At 49.1% G+C, this 19,269-nt stretch carries 21 protein-coding genes; 8 read left to right on the top strand and 13 right to left on the bottom strand.

All coding sequences use genetic code 11. The features are described 5' to 3' along the window. Nucleotides 1–22 precede the first annotated feature (22 nt). From K300_RS0112280 to K300_RS0112265, 4 genes are all read left to right on the top strand, one after another. Nucleotides 23–460, top strand: a complete 438-nt coding sequence (locus K300_RS0112280; RefSeq protein ID WP_022851972.1) for a C-GCAxxG-C-C family protein — start codon at nucleotides 23–25, stop codon at nucleotides 458–460. Next, nucleotides 457–957, top strand: a complete 501-nt coding sequence (locus K300_RS0112275; RefSeq protein WP_022851971.1) for a 2-thiouracil desulfurase family protein — start codon at nucleotides 457–459, stop codon at nucleotides 955–957. The genes K300_RS0112280 and K300_RS0112275 overlap by 4 nt, the downstream gene beginning before the upstream one ends. A gap of 64 nt (nucleotides 958–1,021) precedes the next feature. Continuing rightward, nucleotides 1,022–1,747 carry a flagellin gene (locus K300_RS0112270; protein ID WP_162139898.1) on the top strand — a complete coding sequence of 242 codons (726 nt, stop codon included), beginning with the start codon at nucleotides 1,022–1,024 and terminating at the stop codon, nucleotides 1,745–1,747. Nucleotides 1,748–1,769: 22 nt separating this feature from the next. Next, a complete protein-coding gene (locus tag K300_RS0112265; protein WP_022851969.1) occupies nucleotides 1,770–2,714 on the top strand; it encodes an AEC family transporter in 945 nt (314 codons plus the stop codon). Here the strand turns inward: K300_RS0112265 and K300_RS16390 are convergent. Beyond that, a complete protein-coding gene (locus K300_RS16390) occupies nucleotides 2,711–3,412 on the bottom strand; it encodes a putative metalloprotease CJM1_0395 family protein (RefSeq protein ID WP_022851968.1) in 702 nt (233 codons plus the stop codon). The two genes, K300_RS0112265 and K300_RS16390, sit on opposite strands and share 4 nt — an antisense overlap. Before the next feature lie 80 nt (nucleotides 3,413–3,492). Beyond that, on the bottom strand, nucleotides 3,493–3,627 hold the full coding sequence (locus K300_RS17090; RefSeq protein WP_283804763.1) for a hypothetical protein: 135 nt from the start codon (nucleotides 3,625–3,627) through the stop codon (nucleotides 3,493–3,495). Between the two features lie 1,022 nt (nucleotides 3,628–4,649). On the opposite strand from K300_RS17090, the gene K300_RS0112255 reads away from it, so the two are divergent. Beyond that, nucleotides 4,650–5,381, top strand: a complete 732-nt coding sequence (locus tag K300_RS0112255) for a sulfite exporter TauE/SafE family protein (RefSeq protein WP_022851967.1) — start codon at nucleotides 4,650–4,652, stop codon at nucleotides 5,379–5,381. Here the strand turns inward: K300_RS0112255 and K300_RS0112250 are convergent. The 10 genes from K300_RS0112250 to K300_RS0112200 all read right to left on the bottom strand — a co-directional run bounded on the left by K300_RS0112250 (nucleotide 5,378) and on the right by K300_RS0112200 (nucleotide 14,316). After that, nucleotides 5,378–6,157 carry a C40 family peptidase gene (locus K300_RS0112250; RefSeq protein ID WP_022851966.1) on the bottom strand — a complete coding sequence of 260 codons (780 nt, stop codon included), beginning with the start codon at nucleotides 6,155–6,157 and terminating at the stop codon, nucleotides 5,378–5,380. The genes K300_RS0112255 and K300_RS0112250 overlap by 4 nt on opposite strands. A 30-nt stretch (nucleotides 6,158–6,187) precedes the next feature. Then, on the bottom strand, nucleotides 6,188–6,517 hold the full coding sequence (locus K300_RS0112245; RefSeq protein ID WP_022851965.1) for a cupin domain-containing protein: 330 nt from the start codon (nucleotides 6,515–6,517) through the stop codon (nucleotides 6,188–6,190). Further along, entirely contained in the window at nucleotides 6,517–7,224 is a 708-nt protein-coding gene (locus K300_RS0112240) for an ABC transporter ATP-binding protein (protein WP_022851964.1), read from the bottom strand. Before K300_RS0112240 ends, K300_RS0112245 begins: the two co-directional genes overlap by 1 nt. Next, nucleotides 7,217–8,020, bottom strand: coding sequence for an ABC transporter ATP-binding protein (locus K300_RS0112235; RefSeq protein WP_022851963.1), 804 nt, complete (start codon nucleotides 8,018–8,020; stop codon nucleotides 7,217–7,219). Before K300_RS0112235 ends, K300_RS0112240 begins: the two co-directional genes overlap by 8 nt. Continuing rightward, nucleotides 8,013–9,245 carry an ABC transporter permease subunit gene (locus tag K300_RS0112230; RefSeq protein ID WP_022851962.1) on the bottom strand — a complete coding sequence of 411 codons (1,233 nt, stop codon included), beginning with the start codon at nucleotides 9,243–9,245 and terminating at the stop codon, nucleotides 8,013–8,015. Before K300_RS0112230 ends, K300_RS0112235 begins: the two co-directional genes overlap by 8 nt. A 3-nt stretch (nucleotides 9,246–9,248) precedes the next feature. Then, nucleotides 9,249–10,151 carry a branched-chain amino acid ABC transporter permease gene (locus tag K300_RS0112225; RefSeq protein WP_022851961.1) on the bottom strand — a complete coding sequence of 301 codons (903 nt, stop codon included), beginning with the start codon at nucleotides 10,149–10,151 and terminating at the stop codon, nucleotides 9,249–9,251. A gap of 95 nt (nucleotides 10,152–10,246) precedes the next feature. Further along, nucleotides 10,247–11,437: a branched-chain amino acid ABC transporter substrate-binding protein gene (locus K300_RS0112220; RefSeq protein WP_022851960.1), complete on the bottom strand. Its 1,191-nt coding sequence runs from the start codon at nucleotides 11,435–11,437 to the stop codon at nucleotides 10,247–10,249. Nucleotides 11,438–11,666: 229 nt separating this feature from the next. After that, complete coding sequence (locus K300_RS16385; protein WP_022851958.1) at nucleotides 11,667–12,668, bottom strand: LysM peptidoglycan-binding domain-containing protein; 1,002 nt, start codon at nucleotides 12,666–12,668, stop codon at nucleotides 11,667–11,669. Next, nucleotides 12,661–13,419 carry a tol-pal system protein YbgF gene (ybgF, locus tag K300_RS16380; RefSeq protein ID WP_022851957.1) on the bottom strand — a complete coding sequence of 253 codons (759 nt, stop codon included), beginning with the start codon at nucleotides 13,417–13,419 and terminating at the stop codon, nucleotides 12,661–12,663. Before ybgF ends, K300_RS16385 begins: the two co-directional genes overlap by 8 nt. A gap of 9 nt (nucleotides 13,420–13,428) precedes the next feature. After that, a complete protein-coding gene (locus K300_RS0112200) occupies nucleotides 13,429–14,316 on the bottom strand; it encodes a chemotaxis protein CheV (protein ID WP_022851956.1) in 888 nt (295 codons plus the stop codon). Between the two features lie 128 nt (nucleotides 14,317–14,444). Between K300_RS0112200 and K300_RS0112195 the strand changes: the two genes are divergently transcribed. Continuing rightward, the gene (locus K300_RS0112195; protein WP_022851955.1) at nucleotides 14,445–16,787 is read left to right on the top strand and encodes a tetratricopeptide repeat protein; all 2,343 of its coding nucleotides are present in this window, start codon (nucleotides 14,445–14,447) and stop codon (nucleotides 16,785–16,787) included. Here K300_RS0112195 and K300_RS0112190 read toward each other — a convergent pair. Further along, nucleotides 16,752–17,717 carry an IS30 family transposase gene (locus K300_RS0112190; RefSeq protein WP_022849682.1) on the bottom strand — a complete coding sequence of 322 codons (966 nt, stop codon included), beginning with the start codon at nucleotides 17,715–17,717 and terminating at the stop codon, nucleotides 16,752–16,754. The two genes, K300_RS0112195 and K300_RS0112190, sit on opposite strands and share 36 nt — an antisense overlap. Before the next feature lie 89 nt (nucleotides 17,718–17,806). On the opposite strand from K300_RS0112190, the gene K300_RS0112185 reads away from it, so the two are divergent. Beyond that, the gene (locus tag K300_RS0112185; protein ID WP_022851954.1) at nucleotides 17,807–18,142 is read left to right on the top strand and encodes a tetratricopeptide repeat protein; all 336 of its coding nucleotides are present in this window, start codon (nucleotides 17,807–17,809) and stop codon (nucleotides 18,140–18,142) included. Then, nucleotides 18,115–19,269 carry a sensor histidine kinase gene (locus K300_RS0112180; protein ID WP_022851953.1) on the top strand — a complete coding sequence of 385 codons (1,155 nt, stop codon included), beginning with the start codon at nucleotides 18,115–18,117 and terminating at the stop codon, nucleotides 19,267–19,269. The genes K300_RS0112185 and K300_RS0112180 overlap by 28 nt, the downstream gene beginning before the upstream one ends.

Here is a 19,269-nt window from a genome sequence, read left to right as displayed (position 1 = left end):
CTCACTAGAAGGAGGAGTGATTATGAGTGAGAGAGAGGAAAGGGCTGTTAAAGTCTTTATGGAGGGCTTCAACTGTGCCCAGGCTGTACTAACGGTATTCTGTGAAGAATACGGCCTTGATGAGCTGAATGCGCTTCGAATAGCAACACCCTTCGGCGGCGGAGTCGCTGCACAGGGGAACACCTGCGGTGCATACAACGGCGGTGTTATGGTTATCGGGCTCAAAGAGGGACGCATACAAGCTGATGATGCAGAGGCGAAGGCGAAATGCTACGAACTCGTCCAGAGATTCACAGAGCGCTTTGAGGAAATGAACGGATGCCTTGTCTGCTCCGATCTTGTAGGGTTTGATATGACCGATGAAAAAGCCAGGACAGAGGCTGTGGAATCGGGTGTTCTCAGGATAAAGTGCAGCGGATTTGTTCGCTCTGCGGTGAATATCCTTGAGGAAATCCTTTGAGGAAGATTTTGGTAAGCTCTTGCCTGCTGGGCGAGAATGTCCGCTATAACGGAGGGAACAACCTTCTTGGGTCTGCCGTTATCGACAGATGGATCGAGGAGGAGCGCGTCATGCCCTTCTGTCCGGAGGTTGAGGGAGGACTCCCCACACCCAGGAAGCCCGCTGAGATCTGTGGAGGCGGTGGAGGCGGAGCTGTTCTTTCCGGTGTAGCCATAGTCCGTTCCGCCGATGGTGAAGATTTTACTGAAAACTTTATCAAAGGTGCACGCCTCGCCCTTGAGAGATGCAGGGAACATGGCATTGAAACCGCACTTCTTAAGCAGGGTAGCCCCTCCTGTGGATGCAGACTTATATATGATGGTAGTTTCTCGGGGATTAAATGCTCCGGCATGGGCGTTGCAGCCTCCCTTCTCAGCTCAGCCGGGATAAGAGTTTTCGGCGAAGATGAACTGCCGGATGGGGATGTAACGTTTCCGATAGAATCAACAAAACCTTGATCAGCAGGGGATTGCAGAGTATTATATAGATAGACGTTACTGCAAAGAGGGGTGTTGTGAGATGATGGATCCCGTTTCAGCTGGTCTTTCGGTCAGCATAAACAGATCCTACAGCAAGATAGGGGACACTCTGGAGAAGATAACCTCCGGAAACCGGCTGACTACAGGGGAAAGCCCTGCGGATATAGGTGTGTCCTCACGCCTCAGTGCCCAGTATAACGAGAATTTTATAAAGGCGAGAAACGCCCAGGACGCCATCAGCTACCTTCAGACGAGGGAAGGGGTCCTTGAGAATATCGGCGGAACGCTCTACAGACTGCGTGAGCTTGCCATCCAATATAAAAACCCCATTCTCAATGAAAGCGACAGGAAGATGCTGGTTGACCAGGCAAACATGCTTAAATCAGTCATTGATGACACCGCCGGAGATATGGATTTCAACGGTCACAGCGTCGCCGGCGATGCTGATGCCGAAGGTCTCGGCCTTGATGACTTTAATCTTTCGGATCCCAATGCTCTCATTAAGATAGACAACGCACTGGGTAAGCTGAACTCCGCCCGAGTTAACGGCGGAACGAAGATTAACGCCCTAGAATCTGAGATAGACGGACTGCGTCAGGCGGGGATAAACCTTGCAAAGGCAAACGAGCGGCTAGCCGGCGTTAACCTTGCAGAGGAGATAAGCAATCTCGCCTCAGAAACAACCCGCTTCCAACTCGGTGTGCAGGCTCAAAAACTACATATGGATCTCAGCGCCCAGCGGGCGGCCACGCTTCTAGGAATTTCATGACACTGCCTGACGGGAAGTGTTAATGCCCTCCTACCTTGATATATTTCTGATAACAGTTCCGTATTTCGCCATTGCAGGTGCCGGTGTTTTTATGCGCCTGAAGGGCTGGGTGGGGCGAAAGCCTGAGGACTTCCTTCTTAAACTGTTGATAAGATTCCTTATACCTTGCCTCATATTCAATTTTGTTGTGGGTAATGTAAAGCTGGAGAACGTTGCAGATGCGGCCTTTCTTCCTCTGTGGGGGTTTGCCACCATAGCCCTGGGATTCGTTGTCGCATGGTTCGCCGCCCCTGTGCTCGGCATAAAGGATACTGTGGATAGGAGGGCCTATTCCTTCTCCCTGGGCGTATATAACTTCGGCTTCTTCACTATCCCCATCATCGCATCCCTCTATGGGAGCGAGGCAGTTGGTCAGCTTCTGGTCTTTAACACGGGTATCGATGCGGCGTACTGGTCCCTCGGCGTCATGATCCTCACTGGAACACCAGCCTCAGATGCATGGAAGATCCTCAAGAGCCCTCCTCTGCAGATGATCATTGTCTCCCTTTTTATCAACGCCCTATGGAGTGATGGATGGGAGCCTTACATCCTTGACGCCGCCACCGGTTTCTTCGCCTCCATTGCAATCCCTGTGGGGCTTTTCATAAGCGGACTCGCCCTCGGCGAGGCACTCCCTTCCTTTGGTCAGGGGAAGAGCCTGCGGATAATAACGGGTTCTGTTGTTCTGCGAATGTTTGTTCTGTCTGTAATATTCCTTCTTGCGGCAAGGTATATTGTTGAAGACCCGGGGCTAAAGATTATCATAGCGGTTCAGTCCGCCATGCCTGCGGGTATGCTGAATATCGCTGTTACACGCTATTTCACGGGTAGAGCGCACATCGCCGTGAAGGTTGTTCTGGGCACAACACTGGTTAGTATTGTCACTGTACCGTTATGGGTAAGGTTTGCTATCTGGTTTACAAGCTAGGCGGATATGTTGAGGGATGCCGCCATTGTGCCAGCGTAGGCCGCTTTGGCGTATTGTGCGAATCCGGATTTGGTCTGTCCAGTCTTTGAGTTTTCTTCTGTGTTCTCGGTTTGCTCCTTCTGGAGATCCTGCTTGGCACGCATCTCCATGGCGCTCGCCTCTGCGGCTACGGCTCTGTCCTCGGATGATGGCTCTGCAGGAGCTGTGGCGGCGGCTTTAATCTTCTGCGCCTTTTCGATGGTTGCCTGTGGGTCACCCTCAATCTCAGATGTGTCTATATCAACGGAACCGCCCACTGCGTAACGCTTGCCGTCCGGCCCATTCTCGTATTCGTAGGTGGGCCCGCTGGTGTATGGTGCTCCGGCGGTTTTGTGCTGCATCTCATGGGTGCGGACTTCCTGATCACGCTTCTTAAGCTCGTCTACCTTCTGCTGTTCCTCTTGGGTCAGCTCCTGATTTGCTCCGGCGGATGATCTTCCGCTTTTGTCGTAGGTGGAGAATTCACTGTTTTCAGACTTCTTTGCTGCCTGAATACTCCTCGCTTCAGGAGATATAGACACACGATCACCAATAGACTGCCCTGTGTCCCTTGTGGGCTGTTGAATCGGTTCAACAGGTTTTGGGCGGGCAGTGGACGATGTACTCCCGGCGGGAGTAATGCGGCCTGTGAGCGATGCGTTTATGGCTTCAAGTAGCATATCCGATATAATCCTCCAATCAAACTATCGGCAGATGTTTATAAATCTTAATACAAAATATTATATAAATGCTACCAATTTTATCTATAATAATCTGGGAAATTCATCATCCTGAGAATTTCCCTGCCGCTTCGCTTGGCAAAGCCTTCGCTCCGCTTACTTCCGTTACAGAATATGAAGCGTAGCTCCATATTCTTCACTTCAGAGGCTTCCATCCCTGGAAGCCAGTTGTGTATCAACCTCAAATGTGTGATTTGCGTAAGTGAGAAGGAAGTTACTTCCTTCAAACAGCAGAATAATTTCCATGGATGGGAAATTATTCAGATAGATAAAGGAGTTTTTGAGGGGTTGTTAAGGGGTGGTTTGTTCCTTAAAAAGCACCCCTTAAGTCTCTAGTATACATGCTAATATTAGAAATTAGTCACTAAATTTGTATTTTCGTGCTAAAGCACGACTTACTTTTGGTTCACAAAAGTAAGCAAAACTATTCCCTCAGGGTTTTCCAGCCCCCATGGCAGGTGATTTATGTTCATAAATCACCTGCTGATGGGGGTGCCCTAATTTCGCTCTTTTTCCACCTGAAGTTTTGCTGATGCTGAGGAGTTTAATCGCATTTCATACATTCCAGTATTCAATACTCAGGGTTCACTCTCCTATCATGTGCGGCCAAAACTTCCGGGCGGTTACAAAAGAGCTCATTCGGCTGTAAAACATTCGGGGAAGATTAAGAGCGTTTGTGACAAAACTGGTTATGGGCTATTAGTAGCCATCTAACTGGAAAACCTCTTCACGTCTCTCGTTGTTTTCTCTTGAGTGTAAACGCTGGAGCCAACTTGATTCAATTCTGACGATGAAGGTTGCTACTCATTAGGCTTTCGTAGATGAAAGCTTGTTATATCTCAAGCTTAATATTTTCTTCAAGATGGGTTTTTGAGGGGTGCGGGGAACTTTGTTCCCTAAAAAGTTCCCTGCGTTTTTTTTGCTTTCATACTTCTATTAGAAATTAGTCACTAAATTTGTATTTTCGTGCTTCAGCACGAAAATAAATAATTAGTGATTATGTAAAGTAAAAGACTAGGGGAAATTTTTAGGGAAAACTTTCCCCCTAGAACCCCCTTAAAAACCCATCTTAAAAATGAAGCAACGATGATTCACAAGGGGATCCCAAGGGGAAACCTTCCCCTTAACCATCTACCACCCTTGCTTATTTCAGCGGATAGTGCAATCATCATGAACCATGACTTACACAATCATCATCATGATCCTTACAGGTTTTCTTTCGGCGCTGGTAAAGGGGATAACAGGCACAGGTCTAGGCACAGTCGTTGTATCCCTCTCCACCCTTGCTCTGGATGCGAAGGATGCCGTTGTGCTTTCCTCTATCCTCAGCCTCTTTGCAGGGCTTATCATGTACAAGTCCGATGACATAAGCCTTTCCCGTGCGTACACTCTTCCCGTGGTTTTCTCCGTACTGGCTGGAACGGCCATAGGCGCAGGTATGCTGAAGGTGCTGGATAAGCGTTTGTTTGAGATCTTACTCGGTACTGTATTCATATTGATGTCGTTGTGGTTTGTTACCGGCGGGCTGAAACCCAGGGGTGACGGAAAACCGCCGGAGCGTGCAGACGGAAGGGATATTGCCGTATCTATGGGTGCTGGTGCATGTACGGGGCTTGTGGGGATAAGCCTGCCACTGTTGTTTTGGCATTTCGGCTCGAGACTCTCAAGAGCCTATCTCAGGCGCATGGTGGTTATCATATTCATACCCGGTGCATTCATACAGGTTCTCTCCTATACGGCTGCCGGGCTTCTTGATTTGAGATTGTTTGTGTACTCTCTGGCCGCACTCCCCTTTGTGCCTCTCGGTACATGGCTGGGGGGAAAGCTGTTTGGTCGTATGAGTGAAGGTCTTTTCCGTTTGTTTGTGGGTGTGTTTCTGGTATTTGCCGCTTTTAGGCTGATTATCTAGAGGTAGCTTTTTGCCCCCACATATCTCCTCTGCCAGTAGGAGTTAATCGATTCTATCCGAACCTTCTTACCCCTGCTTGGTGCGTGGATAAACTTGTTTGAGCCAATATATATCCCGACGTGGGATACCCTGTTTCCGCCGCCGGTGGCAAAGAAGACGAGGTCACCTTTTCGCAGATTGTTTCTTTTGACGTAGCGGCCAGTTTTGTATTGTTCCCTTGATGTTCTGGGGAGGTTGAGGCCGTTGTATTTATAGACAACCATGGTGAGGCCGGAGCAGTCGAAGCCTGTGTTCGGGTTTGTTCCACCCCACTGGTACGGTACGCCGATGTATCTATGGGCTGTGCGGACGATCTTATCCCGGATATTCCCTCTGTCCGGGGTATCCTTTTCGTTAACGGCGTAATCTTCGGGGCGGACAATGAAGAAATCGTCAATCTTACCCTGTCTGTTCAGCCTTTCTGCATGGCTTCTTGCGGCATCATAGGAGGAGTAGTTTCCAAATCGGACCTTGTAGAGCCCGGAATCGTGGAGGAAGAAATAGGCATCGATGCCGCTTCGTTCCAGTGAATCGGCGAAGTTTACGGCATTTCCCTGAACGGAGAACGCCCCCACCTGAACGGAGTACTTCATGTTTTCTATGGGTATATCTAGCTCGTTTGAGCCGCCGCCATCGAACTCTATGGGCACATTTACACGGTAGCTCACAGAGGTAGTGCAGGCTGAGAGGGTGATTAGAATAAGGGCGGCAAGAACCGCCCTGATAAATGTTTTCATATAAGGCTTATCGGCGAAAGGCCTAAAGGTCTAAAGCTCTTTATAGTCTTCCCTAACGGGGGTGAAGACGTCCATCAGCATACAGTCGCTGAGTGCGCTTCCGCCGTGCTCAACGTTTGCAGGTATAATAACACTGTCGTCAACGCTGAGCTGTTTCTCCTGTCCGCCGACGCTCATGATAAACTCGCCGGAGAGGAGCTTGGTGGTTTGTTCGTGTGGATGGCTGTGCTTGAGCAGAGCCGTACCCGCTTCGATCCTCCAGAAGGAGATGGTCATGTTATCCAGATGAAGAAAGCGAGCATAAAGCCCTTCGCCGATTCTTTTCTCGGGAAGGGATTCGATACTGTTGAAATACTTCATTAAATCCCCAGATATGCCTTACGCACATCCTCATTTGAGAGGAGCTTTTCTGCCTTGTCCTCGAGGGTTATCCTGCCCGTTTCCATAACGTAGCCCCTGTGGGCTATCTTGAGGGCGAGGTTTGCATTCTGCTCCACGAGGAATATGGTCATGCCGTCCTCCTTGTTCAGCTTTTCGATGATCTCGAAGATCTGCTGAACAATGATAGGTGCGAGACCGAGAGACGGTTCATCCAGAAGCAGAAGCTTTGGCCTTGCCATAAGGGCCCTTGAGATGGCGAGCATCTGCTGTTCGCCTCCGCTTAGCGTACCCCCTTGCTGGTGCCTTCTTTCTGCAAGACGGGGGAATAGGTCGTAAACGTGCTCAAGGTCCTTACGTATCCTATCCTTATCCTTACGCAGGAAAGCGCCAAGATCAAGGTTTTCTGCCACTGTTAGATAGGGGAATATGTGTCTTCCTTCCGGAACCTGCACCAGGCCGTCCTTAACAAGCCTTTCCGGCTTTGCTCTGTGTACCGGTTCCCCTCTGAAAAGTATCTCCCCATGCTTCGGCTGTGTAATACCGCTAATGGAGAGCAGGGTGGTTGTTTTTCCGGCACCGTTTGCACCGATGAGGGTGATGATCTCCCCCTCGTCAACCTTGAGAGAGACATCGTGCAGTGCCTGTATATTTCCGTAGTATGTACTAATACCGTTAACTTCAAGCATCGACTTCCTCGCCAAGATACGCCTTGATTACAGTGGGGTCCTCTTTGATCTCATTGGGTGAACCGGCTGCGATGCGCTGGCCGTGATCCATAACGTATATCCTCTCTGAGATCTTCATAACGAGCTTCATATCATGCTCGATGAGGAGTATGGAGATCTTCATCTCCGTGGCGATCTTCTTAATGAGCTCGGTGAGCTCTTCGGTTTCGTATGGGTTCATTCCCGCCGCAGGTTCGTCCAGAAGAAGGAGAACAGGCTCCGTTGCAAGGGCTCTTGCGATCTCGAGCTTACGCTGGTTACCGTAGGATAGGTTGCTGGCGAGCTCGTTTTCCAGATGGGAGAGACCCACTTTCTCAAGGATGTTAAAGCTCACAGCCGCCGCCTGGGTCTCCTCCACGCGGGTTCTTTTATCTCGTAAAAGAGCACCCATAACCTTTGCCTTTGTTCGGCAGTGCCTTCCTATCATCACGTTCTCAAGAACGGACATGTTGGGGAAAAGCCTGATGTTCTGGAAGGTTCGTGCAAGGCCAAGCTCGGTTACGTGGTTTGGCTTAAGACCGTTTACACGCTTTTCTCCGAACTTGGAATGTACAATGATATCCCCTTCGGTGGGCTTGTAGATCCCTGTGATACAGTTGAAGAATGTTGTTTTTCCGGCACCATTGGGGCCGATTAGGGCGACGATCTCGCCGTTGTATATGTCAAGATCCACATGGTCAACGGCACGAAGACCGCCGAAATCCATTGTAAGACCCTTAACCTCTAGTACGGGGAGGCTAGCTGTTGAATCACTCATGTATCTCAACCTCCGAAAGATTCTCTTTATGGAACAGATATTTCCTTCTCACGTTACTGATAAGACCTTGGGGTCTAAATACCATCATAAGCACCATAGAGCCTCCGAATATAAGCATACGGAACTCGGAGAACGCCCTGAGATACTCGGGGAGAAGGATAAGGATAAGCGCACCGAGGATAACCCCGAGGATAGAGCCCATACCGCCTAGAACAACCACAGAAAGGATAATGGCCGATTCGAGGAATGTGAAGCTTGCGGGGTTGATAAAGGTGGTCTTAGCCGCAAATACAACGCCCATGATACCCGCCCATGTTGCGCCGAGGGCGAATGCGGTGAGCTTTGTCTTAGTTTTGTCGATACCCATTGCCTGGCAGGCGATCTCATCCTCACGCAGGGCGAGCCATGCACGGCCTATTCGTGAGTTCTGCAGTCTGTTGACGGAGAATATGGTTACCACAACGAGCACAAGCACAAGGTAGTATAGGAATATCGTTGCTTGACCGAGGTCCATCTCCACACCCCATATCTGGGGTCTCGGAATGCCTGCAACACCGCTTGGTCCCTGGGAAAAGTCGTTCCAGTTCTCAAGGACAAGGCGGATGATCTCACCGAAACCGAGGGTTACGATGGCGAGATAGTCACCCCTGAGTCTGAGAACGGGGAAACCGAGGATTATTCCAAAGAGCATCGCAAGGGCCGCTCCGATGGGCAGAGCGATCCAGAATGATATGCCGAAGTGCATGTTCAGCAGTGCGTAGCTGTATGCGCCCACGGCGTAGAATGCCACATAGCCGAGGTCGAGCAGGCCTGCAAGCCCCACAACAATGTTGAGGCCGAGGCCGAGAACTATATACATAAGTGCTGTGGTAAGGATGCTAACCTGATAGGAGTTGAAGACCATGGGGAAGACTATACAGAAGGCTGTTACCAGTCCGATGATAGGTAGAAGTATTTTCTTGTTGTCCACCAGCATGTTCTGGACGCCCATCTTGAGCCGTTCACGAACGTTACGCTCACTCGTATGGGTTTTCTTATGCTCCATCCATCTCCAGAGCCATGAGCCGAAGAAGGTGCCCACGGCTACGTATATAAGGTTGCTCCAGCGCCATATGATAGTGTTTTCGATGGTGTTTACCTTGATGACTAGTATGGGGAATGTGAGGAACATAAACCATACTGCCACAAGGGCCGATCGCTTTATTTCGTTAAATATGCCATTCATTGGTTACACCTTCTGAGTTTCTGACTTGCCCAGGATTCCGGCGGGTCTGAATATCAGGATGAAGACCAGCAGAGAGAATGCGAAAACATCTTCGTAGTCACTGGAAACGTATCCTGTGGCGAAGCTTTCGGTCCATCCGAGGATGAGAGCACCCAGAACCGCACCGGGGATACTCCCGATACCGCCGAGAACTGCCGCTGTGAAGGCTTTAATTCCGGCGATGAATCCGATGTAGAAGTTTATCTGTCCAATGTGCGAAGCGATGAGAACACCGCCGAGGGCGGCGAGTGAGGAACCGATGATGAAGGTGAGAGAGATAACCTTGTCCACATCGATACCGATGAGCCTTGCCATCTTCTTATCCTGAGATGTCGCTCTCATCGCTTTGCCCATTCTGGTGTATTTGATAAACAGCGTAAGCAGAACCATTACGGAGGCCGTTGTGAGGATTATCACAAGCTCTGCAGAGCTGACTATATGCGATACCGGCTCCATAAACCCGAACTCGGGGATGAGTGCAGGGAATGGGAGAAAGTCGGATGTCTGTGCGAGAAGTACGTAGTTCTGGAGGAAGATAGACATACCGATGGCACTTATAAGGGGTGAAAGCCTTGGTGCGCTTCTCAGGGGTCTGTATGCGATCTTTTCCATCGTGAATCCGTATGCGGCGGAGTATATTACAGCGATAATGCCCGCAAGGATAAGGATGGCGATTCCGTTAAGCCCCAGTATTGTGAGCACGCTGGCTACGATGAGTGCCGTGAAAGCGCCTATCATGTATATCTCGCCGTGGGCGAAGTTGATAAGCTGAATGATGCCGTACACCATTGTGTATCCGAGGGCGATAAGGGCGTAGATGCTTCCCCTTGTGAGGCCCCCCAAGAATAGCTCGATAAAATATTCCATTTTCCGTGACTGCTCCTGTCAAAAATTTAGTCTATTAAAATGGAAAAAGGGGTGCTTTTGCACCCCTTCTTGAATAACTGTTTTATTATAGTGATTTACTGGAGCTCTACGTATTCACCGTTCTGCACTTGGTAAACAGAGAAGCCCACGCCGATGGCATCACCCTTCTTGTCGAAGGAGATGTTGCCCACGGGAGTTTCAACGTACTCGGTGGTGAGTGCGTTTACGATAGCGTCATACTCTGTGGAGTCTGCAACATCGATGGCGTTGATGAAAGCGATGATGGCAGAGTAACCGTTAAGATAGAAAGCACCGGGCTTTTCGCCGTATTTCTCAACGTGTGCGTTGATAGCTTTCTGGGAAAGGGGGTTGGACTCAACATCCTTGGGGCCTGTGGCGTAAACGCCTTCTGCGAAATCGCCTGCAACCTTGATGAAGGTTTCGTCCTTAACACCGTCATCGGAGATGAAGGGGATCTCAAGCTTCTTCTTCTTCATAACGGTAACGATCTTGGAGGCCTCGGGGTGATATCCACCAAAGATAACGCCGTCCGCTTCGGACTGCTTAACCTTTTGAACAACTGCGGAGTAGTCCACAGCACCGGGGGTTACACCTTCATAGAGAACAACCTCAGCACCTTCTGCCTGCTCAATGAAGCTCTTTGCGAATTCTGCAAGACCTTTACCGTAGTCACCCTTGTCGTGGATAACGGCGAGCTTTTTAAGACCGAGCTTGTCGAGGGCGAAGTCAACCTGGAGCCTTGCCTGTGAATCATCGGGTGCGATTGTACGGAAGAAGTTAGGATAGTCGCCGCTTTTAGTGAGAGCGGGATTTGTTGCAGAGGGGGACATAACAGGGATCTGAGCGTCCTTGTACATGCCGAGTGCAGCCTTTGTAGCACCGGAGCAGATGTGTCCTACTACAGCAACAACCTCTTCGGATACAAGCTTGGCGGCTGTGTTGGCAGCAACCTCGGGCTTGCAGACATCGTCTTCAACGACGAGTTCGATTTGTCTTCCGTTCACACCGCCGTTGCTGTTGATCTCATCGACGTAGAGCTTAACAGCATTAGCTGTGGGGATTCCGTAGGAAGCGAGGTCACCTGAATGGGGTCCTGCAACACCTATCTTAATAGGCTCTGTGCTGGCTTCGGCTTCCTGTGTTTCTTCCTGAGTTGTTTCCTGTGTGGTTTCTTCCTGTGCGGGTTCTTCGGACTGCTGGCTGCATGCTGTCATTATAAAAACAGCCGCAACTGCAACGAGCAGAAAAGACAGAAGTTTTCTCATATTCTCTCTCCATAAGATGTTTTGCCGTACAAATACAATATGCCCGAATTAACTTGGATGTGAGGGCAAGAGCCGTATGATCGGCTATTCCGGTCAAGTAATCAAGAATATTAATGAAATAGATTGGTTTAGTCAAGAAAAAGGATGCTTCAAAGTGGAGCTAAATCAGATGAAGAAAGCCCCTCGGGGGGAGCTTTTCAAAGGAAGGATACTGAAAAACTGTTAGGTATCAGTAAACAGCTATATCCGTAAGGTTTACGCTGTCCCCTTTATGTATCTCAACAAGGCTTGTGACGATTATCGCTGTGGAGTATTCCTCGCCCACAAGAATAAGCTGGCCTTCGCCGATATAATCCTTTCTTGTGCGACCGTTTTCTTCGGTTTCTCTGTATATGGAAACCTTGTCACCCTGCTTTGCACGCTCAACGCTTCCCACATTTACAATGACTCTGTAGCCCTGGGCTGTGTTGCGGTGGCTGTCGGGTATGTATACGATCTCTCCATCGATATCTGTGTCAGCCTTGCGGAAAACCTTGGGAGATCGGAGGTCGGGACGGTTACCTTTCTCTGCAAAGTATCCTTTCTGGATTGAGTTGAAGGATTTGTAGATAATTGCATCGCTGGTTTCAGCCCTTACCTCGCTAACCTCTGCGTATCCTACTATCCGATATACTGCTCTTTCTTTTTCAAGGGTGCTGAGTTTCTGGTAGAGTACAACAGTATCGCCCAGATTGAGCCCTTCACCGGAGCCTTGATTTATGGTTATGCGATCCCTTGTCGTGGCAAAGCTCTTCTCCCCTTCAACGTTTAGGATGTTTGCCGAAGGTTCGTTATCCCTGACGACCTCGATATCGTTGAGGAATATGGTTTCCATGGAGTTCCGTGCATTTGCATTGATAAGCTTTTCCGATTCGAGGGGGTCGGTATCCATGGGTTTGCGGTTTTCGGGAGCGCTGATTCTGATAAGGCCTGAATCATCCTTGCGGATGGTTTCTGCATCGTCTAAAAAGCCCGGAACATTGAACTGCTGCCCGGGGTAGATAAGGTCCGGATCGTTAATGATGACATTATCCTTCCAGATCATGGGCCACTGGAAGTTGTCTCCGTAGTAATGTCTGGAGATATCCCAAAGGGTATCCCCCTTCTTGACCTTGTGCACCGTCTCGGCCGCCGCCGCAGATGCGGCAAGCAGCCCTCCGGCGCAGAGAACACATAAAAGTTTCTTATTCAACAGAAACTCCCCAAGCTTCAAGCTTCTTGCGGGCAAGGTTATATGCCCTGGTTCCGGGATACTGGTTTACTACTCTTTTCATAGTCTCCCTGGCTTTATCCATCTGACCGATGTTGCCGTAGGAGTATCCCATCTTCACAAGACCGTCGGGTACCTTATTACCCTGGGGGTACTCAGAAGCGAGCCTCTGGAAGTTGCTGATGGCCGCCTCGTAGTCCTTAAGGGCGTACTGTATCTCACCAAGCCAGTATACAGCGTTGTCGGAGAGTTCATCGGAGGGATACTTGGCGAGGAACTCGTTGAATTTTGCTGTACTCTCGGCGTATTGTCCATTCTTGTAGAGCTCGTATGCGTAGCTGTAGAGGCTTGACTTGTCGGTGAAGTTGTCCTCTATGATGATTATCTCATCCTCTGCGTTCTGCTCACCCATATCCATGGTTTCGCTTTCCTGCTTTTCCATCATAGCCTCACGCTCTTTGGCCGCCTCTTTCATAAGGGCGATCTCATTGCTGAGGTAGTTGGTTTCGGAGCGGATCTCCGCAAGGGCGTTAGAGTTTGCGTTGATATTCTCGGTATTGGCCTGGGTTTTAGAGTTAACCTCCTCAACGGTGATCTTCATCTCCGCCATTTCGGACTGCATGTTGACCATTTCGTCCTTGATGTTGTTGAGGCTCTGTTTGATAACTTCGTTGTCGTTTGTACATCCAAAAAGAAAAACTGTAAGCATGGAAAAGATTGCAATCTTCTTCATAAAAACTCCTTAAAGCAGATATCTGTCTATACTACCGATTAGTATGTCTGTGTCCGGCTTGCCCACGAACATGTTAGCACCGATGGCCATAACCTTTCTCTCGTTCTCCTCGCTTGCGAGTGAGGAGAAGACAAGGATCGGGAGGTCTATCAGCTGTGCATTCTCACGCAGGGTCCGCACAACATATGCTCCGTCCGCAACGGGCATTTCCAGGTCTGTTATTACGATATCGGGGACCTTGGTGTTAAACTCATTCAGGAGCAGCTTGCCGTTTTCGAAGGATTTAACCTGATAGCCTGCGTTCTCAAGGTTGGAGTGCAGAAAGCGTCTGATAACCTGAGAATCCTCTGCGAGGTAAACCGTTTTCTCCGCCCTGTCTTCAAAGCGGGAATAGTCTATCTCCATTTCCTTAAGTGCTGTTTCAGGGTTAAGCTCCGCAACGATCTTTTCAAAGTCCAGCAGCTGAATGAGATTGCCGCCGATATCAACAACGCCGAGCACAGTCTCTACCAGACTGAAATCGGTCATAGATGAGTAATCTTTAATATCCGCCCAGGTGATTCTGTGAATACGGACAACCTCATCAACCATAAAGCCGTTGTATTGATGGTTGAAGTAGGTGACGATTATCTTTTTCTGTTCGTAGTCATCCTCGTATTTCATCTCAAGCCAGTTACCGAGATCGATAATGGGTACGAGCTTTTGCCGGATATTTGCGGTTCCTATCACCGACGGGTGAGCGTCCGGAACCTTGACTATCTCCGGAAAACGGATAACTTCCCGCACTTTGGCAACGTTTATGCCGAAGTGGTGATCCTTCTCGGCACGCACGATAAATTCAACTATCTCAAATTCGTTTGTACCTGTTTCAAGCAGGATGCCGTGATCGAGTGCCATAGTCCCTCCATAGTTGGTTTTAAATTACCACGTGTTCAGGGTAGTTTCAAGCGATATTGATTGCTCACAAAGAGCTTGGAGAATTTAACATTGCCATCGGCACGCCTGTGGTTTAATACTATAATACAATGAAACTGATCCGCATCCTTATCCCGCTCTTCTTTCTGCCCGCTCTGCTGTTTGCCGAGGATATTTACCTCCGGCAGAATCAGTTTTTCACAGAGCTAGTTATAAGCGATATAGCAGCAGAGGTAGATGGTGTATCCAAGGACAATAACACCATTACGATACAGTTCAAAGACCCTCTGGCGGCGGACTTCACAGGTTCACTCAACGACCCTTTCATAAAAAGGATAGAATCGGGCGAGCAGAGCATCACGGTATATTTCGCCCAGGGAACCGATTTCGTCTTCACCACCGAAGGGGCAAACGTTAAGCTCGTCTCCTCCAAGAAGAGGGAGCTGGATGATATCAAGCTGGGCTACGGTATCGAGAGTCCTATCATCCGAAAGGGTGGTGAGATCATAGAGGATGAAGAATCGGAGCGTTCCCTTGGAAGGGTGGACGAGCTTATCGCCTCCAGAAATTTTGACGAGGCCATCGTTCAGCTTGAGGGGTTCCTTTCCAACCAGCCCAGCGAGTATTACAGGCAGGAAGCGTTATACAGGATGGGCATGGCGTATTTCCATAAGGGGGAAGAATCCTATAAGAATTACGTTACAGCGGCAAAGATCTTCGATGACTTCATAGAGATGTACCCCGATTCCTACCGCTTTCGTGATGCCCTTATGCGTTCTGCGGAGTCTAAGGAGAGGGCGGGGATGTATTACGAAGCCATCTTCGGCTATGAGAATATAATTAAGCTTGTGCGGGACGAGGAGATGCAGAAGCTTGCCTACCGAAGGATTGCGGAGATATATGAACAGCTCGGCCAGTACGACAGGGCCATAGAGGCTAGGGAAAACTATGTGCGCAGGTTCCCCGAGGCGAAGCGGGTGCAGGACGCCACCATCGGTATGCTCCAGTCCAAGCGGGGAGACAGCGAGAACGCTTTCCTGAATTTTCAGGAATTCAGAGGCGAGAATACCGACTTTACCGACCTTAGTCCGGAGATAATCTACAGTATGGGAGAGGTGTTTAAGGAGAAAGGTGAGAACCAGGATGCCCTGAGGGCGTACAGTAAGGTGTTTGAGCTTTTCCCCTCCAGCGAGCATGCAGACCTTGCCATGTACCGTGCGGCGGAGATGAATGAGGAACTCGGCAATCAGGATGCCGCCGACAGTCTTCTTGTGAGAGCTAGAGATCTGTACCCCGAGAAAACGGGAGGGCTGCTTGCCTCCATAAAATATGCGGATAACCATCTTACGGAGAAATCTCCGGCGGACTGGCAGAAGTTTCTGGACAACGCCCTCAAAAGTGAAGACTTTGAGGTTAAGTCACAGGCGGAGCTTGTGATGATAAAGGCATACTATAACGAAGGGGATTACGACAAAACCCTTTCTGCCATAGATGATTTCGCCAGGCTCAATTACTCCTCCCCGCTGATGGAGGAGGTCTTTGATATAAAACAGCTCATCAGGCTGAAGCAGGCTGAGAGAGCGTATGAGGAAGGGAAGGATAACGTCTCCGAACAGTATATAAACGCACTTCTGGAGGAGTTTCCCGATTCGGACTATCGTGAGGATGCGGAAAGAATCCTCCAGCAGATAAAGTATATACGTACCAGGGCAAAGCTGGACGGCGGGGAGTTCAATAAGGTTATCTCCGATGTGGAGAACTTCTACGCAAATACCGAGAGGATCTACGAACCCGCCATCTGGAATTCTCTGCTGGATGAAGCCTACTACGCCCTCTCTGACAGATACCTCCAGAACGGCCAGCTCGAGCTTGCCCAGCTCTCCGCAAAGCAGTATTTCGTCCATGTGGAGGAGGGTGAGCATCAGGAAGAGGTGCGGGATATATACGAGGAGTCGCTTTTTACAATCATGAAGGGGAGCTTTGATGATAAAAGGTATCTGGATGTTATACGATTCTATGATGATAATTCAGGTATGATCAACGGTTCCGAGGATCAGCAGTTTCAGGATAAGCTCAAGGCGTATGCCGCATTCTCCCTCTATAAGCTGACCCTTCCGGAGAAGTCCGCGCAGATTATGGATACCATAGAATATACGGACAACCCGGTTTATAAGCTCACCAACCTACTGCTTGGACGGGGTGGGATCGATTTCGATGTAAACGGACTGGACAGAGAGACCTTTATGTTCATCGTGGACGAGCTCGAAAAGCAGGATGTGGACAAGGCGATAGCGGTTCTTGACAGATACACCAAGGACCCTATGCTTGCAGAAAAACTTAAGTTTGACATAACGAAGAACATCTTTGACGACAACAAGCGGGAGATGGTTCTCCTTGATATATATCAGGACCTGAATTCAACTAGCAAGTGCAACGGGGTCTATAGAGAATAGTATCTGGTTAGGAGTTTTATATCCAGTTGCTTTTCTTGGTCTGTTGTTTAGTTTCTGCATAATATTCTGAATCTCTATATCATCAACACTTTCAAGCATCCTACTCTTTGGTACATACTGCCTAATGAGTCCGTTTGTATTTTCGTTTATTCCGCGTTCCCACGAAGCATATGGATGAGCAAAGTAGAATTCAGCCCCTAGTATCTCAGATATTTCGGCATGTCCTGCAAACTCTTTCCCGTTATCGGAAGTGATTGTATGGACTAGGTGTGATATCGGTTTCAACATTTCTATAACCGCTTTTGTCACCAGTACAGCAGTCTTTCTTTCTACCTTGCGTATAAGTGTCAGATAAGACTTCCGCTCAATAAGAGAAACAATCGCCTGCTTGTTCCCTTTTCCTATAACTGTATCCACTTCCCAGTCTCCGAATCTCGCTTTCTCTTCTACAATACTTGGACGCTGCTCAATGCTTAACTTGCCATGTATCTCTCCTCTGCGTTCATAAACACCATATCGCTTCCTGCGTTTTCTTCGGCAACGCAGGTGAGTATAAAGTGTTCCACCATGACTTTTATCTTCAAGAATGTGCTGGTAGATACGCTCATGACTTACGTTTATTCCATAATTTTGATTTAGCCAATTGCTCACCTGCTCAGGGCTCCAGTCTTCAAGCAGAAGACGTTCAACAAAATACCATTCAGTTTGTGCAATCCGTCTTGGGACCTTGTCCATTCTTCGTTCAATAGCTTTGCGATGAGCTTGCTTTGGGCGATAACCACGACCTCCTGTGTTTCTGCGTAACTCTCGGCTGATGGTAGATTTATGTACTTTAAGCAAATCAGCTATGTCCGTCTGAGAATGTCCGGTTTTCCTCAGCACATAAATCTGGTACCTTTGTTCACGGGTCAGGTGTGTATAGTTCTTCATTCGGTGCTCCTTTGACGTGGTGGTTAAAGAGCTACGATGCTAACGCACCTGACCTCTTTTGACCACTACTTAAAAGTTGCACTTAATTATTGAATCCAGGGGACATTGAGCAGGATCAGGCTAAGCGCTTCGACGGCCACGACGAGGTTTACCTTGATATTGGTATACTGTACTATAAGAAGAACAACTACCGCCTCGCCATCGATACTCTGGATCAGTTTCTGGTTAAGCATATGCCCAGAGACGATAAGCGTGCAGAGGGGCTTTACTATAAGGGTAAGTCCCATCTTCAGCTCGGTCAGAGCGAGAAGGCGGTTAAAAACTATATGGAGCTTCTTGAGAGCATGCCCGATTCGATATACGCAAGTGCCGCAAGGAGCGAGCTGGAGGAGATAGAATGGCGGAAAAGCCTGAACAGCCAGTAGAGGGGAGCAAATCAGCAGAGAACGCCCGTATAGAAGATCTTAAACTGCTGATGGAATCCTTCACCTCCGCCACCTCCAAGCTGGAGGAGTCCTACGAGCTTATACAGGAGGAGGCCCGCAAGCTCCGGGAAGAGGTGGAGGAGAAGAACCGCCGCCTTTCCGAGCTGAGCAACATGCTTGAGGGTATCCTCATGAACTCCCGAAGCTCGATCATCGCCCTTGATTCGGAGCATGAGCCTATCATGATGAACAGCGAGGCGGAATCGATGCTGGAACGTTTCACCAGGGAAGATTTTATCGAAATGCTCAGAAGTGTTGAGGGGGAAGGGCTCTACGAACTGCAACCCGAGAAGGGTGTCTGGCTTAAGATAAGCTCTGGTGCACTCTCGGCGGGGGAGCTCTCCGGCTTTGTGTATGTTATCGACGACATAAGCGAGCTTAAGAATATGGAGGTAGAACGTCAGCGTGATGAGAAGCTGAAGCTGATGGGTGAGATGGCTGCCAATATTGCCCATGACATCCGCAACCCTCTGGGAAGTATAGAGCTTTTTGCATCGCTCCTCGGTCGTGATCTTGAGGGTGACAGCGACAAGAAGAGGCTTACCCACTCCATAATCAAGGGTGTCAGAACCATAAACTCCATCATCAGCAACATCCTCCTCTTTACCAAAGAGATCCAGCTGGACATGAAGACAGTTTACGTTGCCGATATTGTGGATGATGTTATACTTTACCTACAGCACCTTATGCGGGACAAGGATGTTCATTTTAAAAACCGCATAGGTGAGGACGATGTTATCACCTGCGATGAGGAGCTGTTTAAGCAGGTGGTTATGAATATCCTGCACAACGCCGTGGAGGCTGTCTCCAAGGGTGGTGAGATAACCATGGAATCCTCCGAGGAGGATGGTATGACCCTGTTAACGGTTACAGACAACGGGTGCGGGATAGATTCGGACATGGCGGGCAAGCTTTTCATGCCCTTCCAGACCACCAAGGCAAAGGGTACAGGGCTTGGGCTTGCTATTGTGTATAAGATAGTTAAGGCCCATGGCGGCAATATTGAGGCGGACAGTGACGGCGAGACCTACACGGCCTTCCGTGTGACTGTTCCACGAACGGGATAA

Source organism: Limisalsivibrio acetivorans, assembly GCF_000421105.1.
Taxonomy (GTDB): Bacteria; Chrysiogenota; Deferribacteres; order Deferribacterales; family Geovibrionaceae; genus Limisalsivibrio; species Limisalsivibrio acetivorans.
The sequence above is the reverse complement of the archived record's forward strand: the minus strand, read 5'-3'. Positions and strand labels throughout refer to the sequence as shown.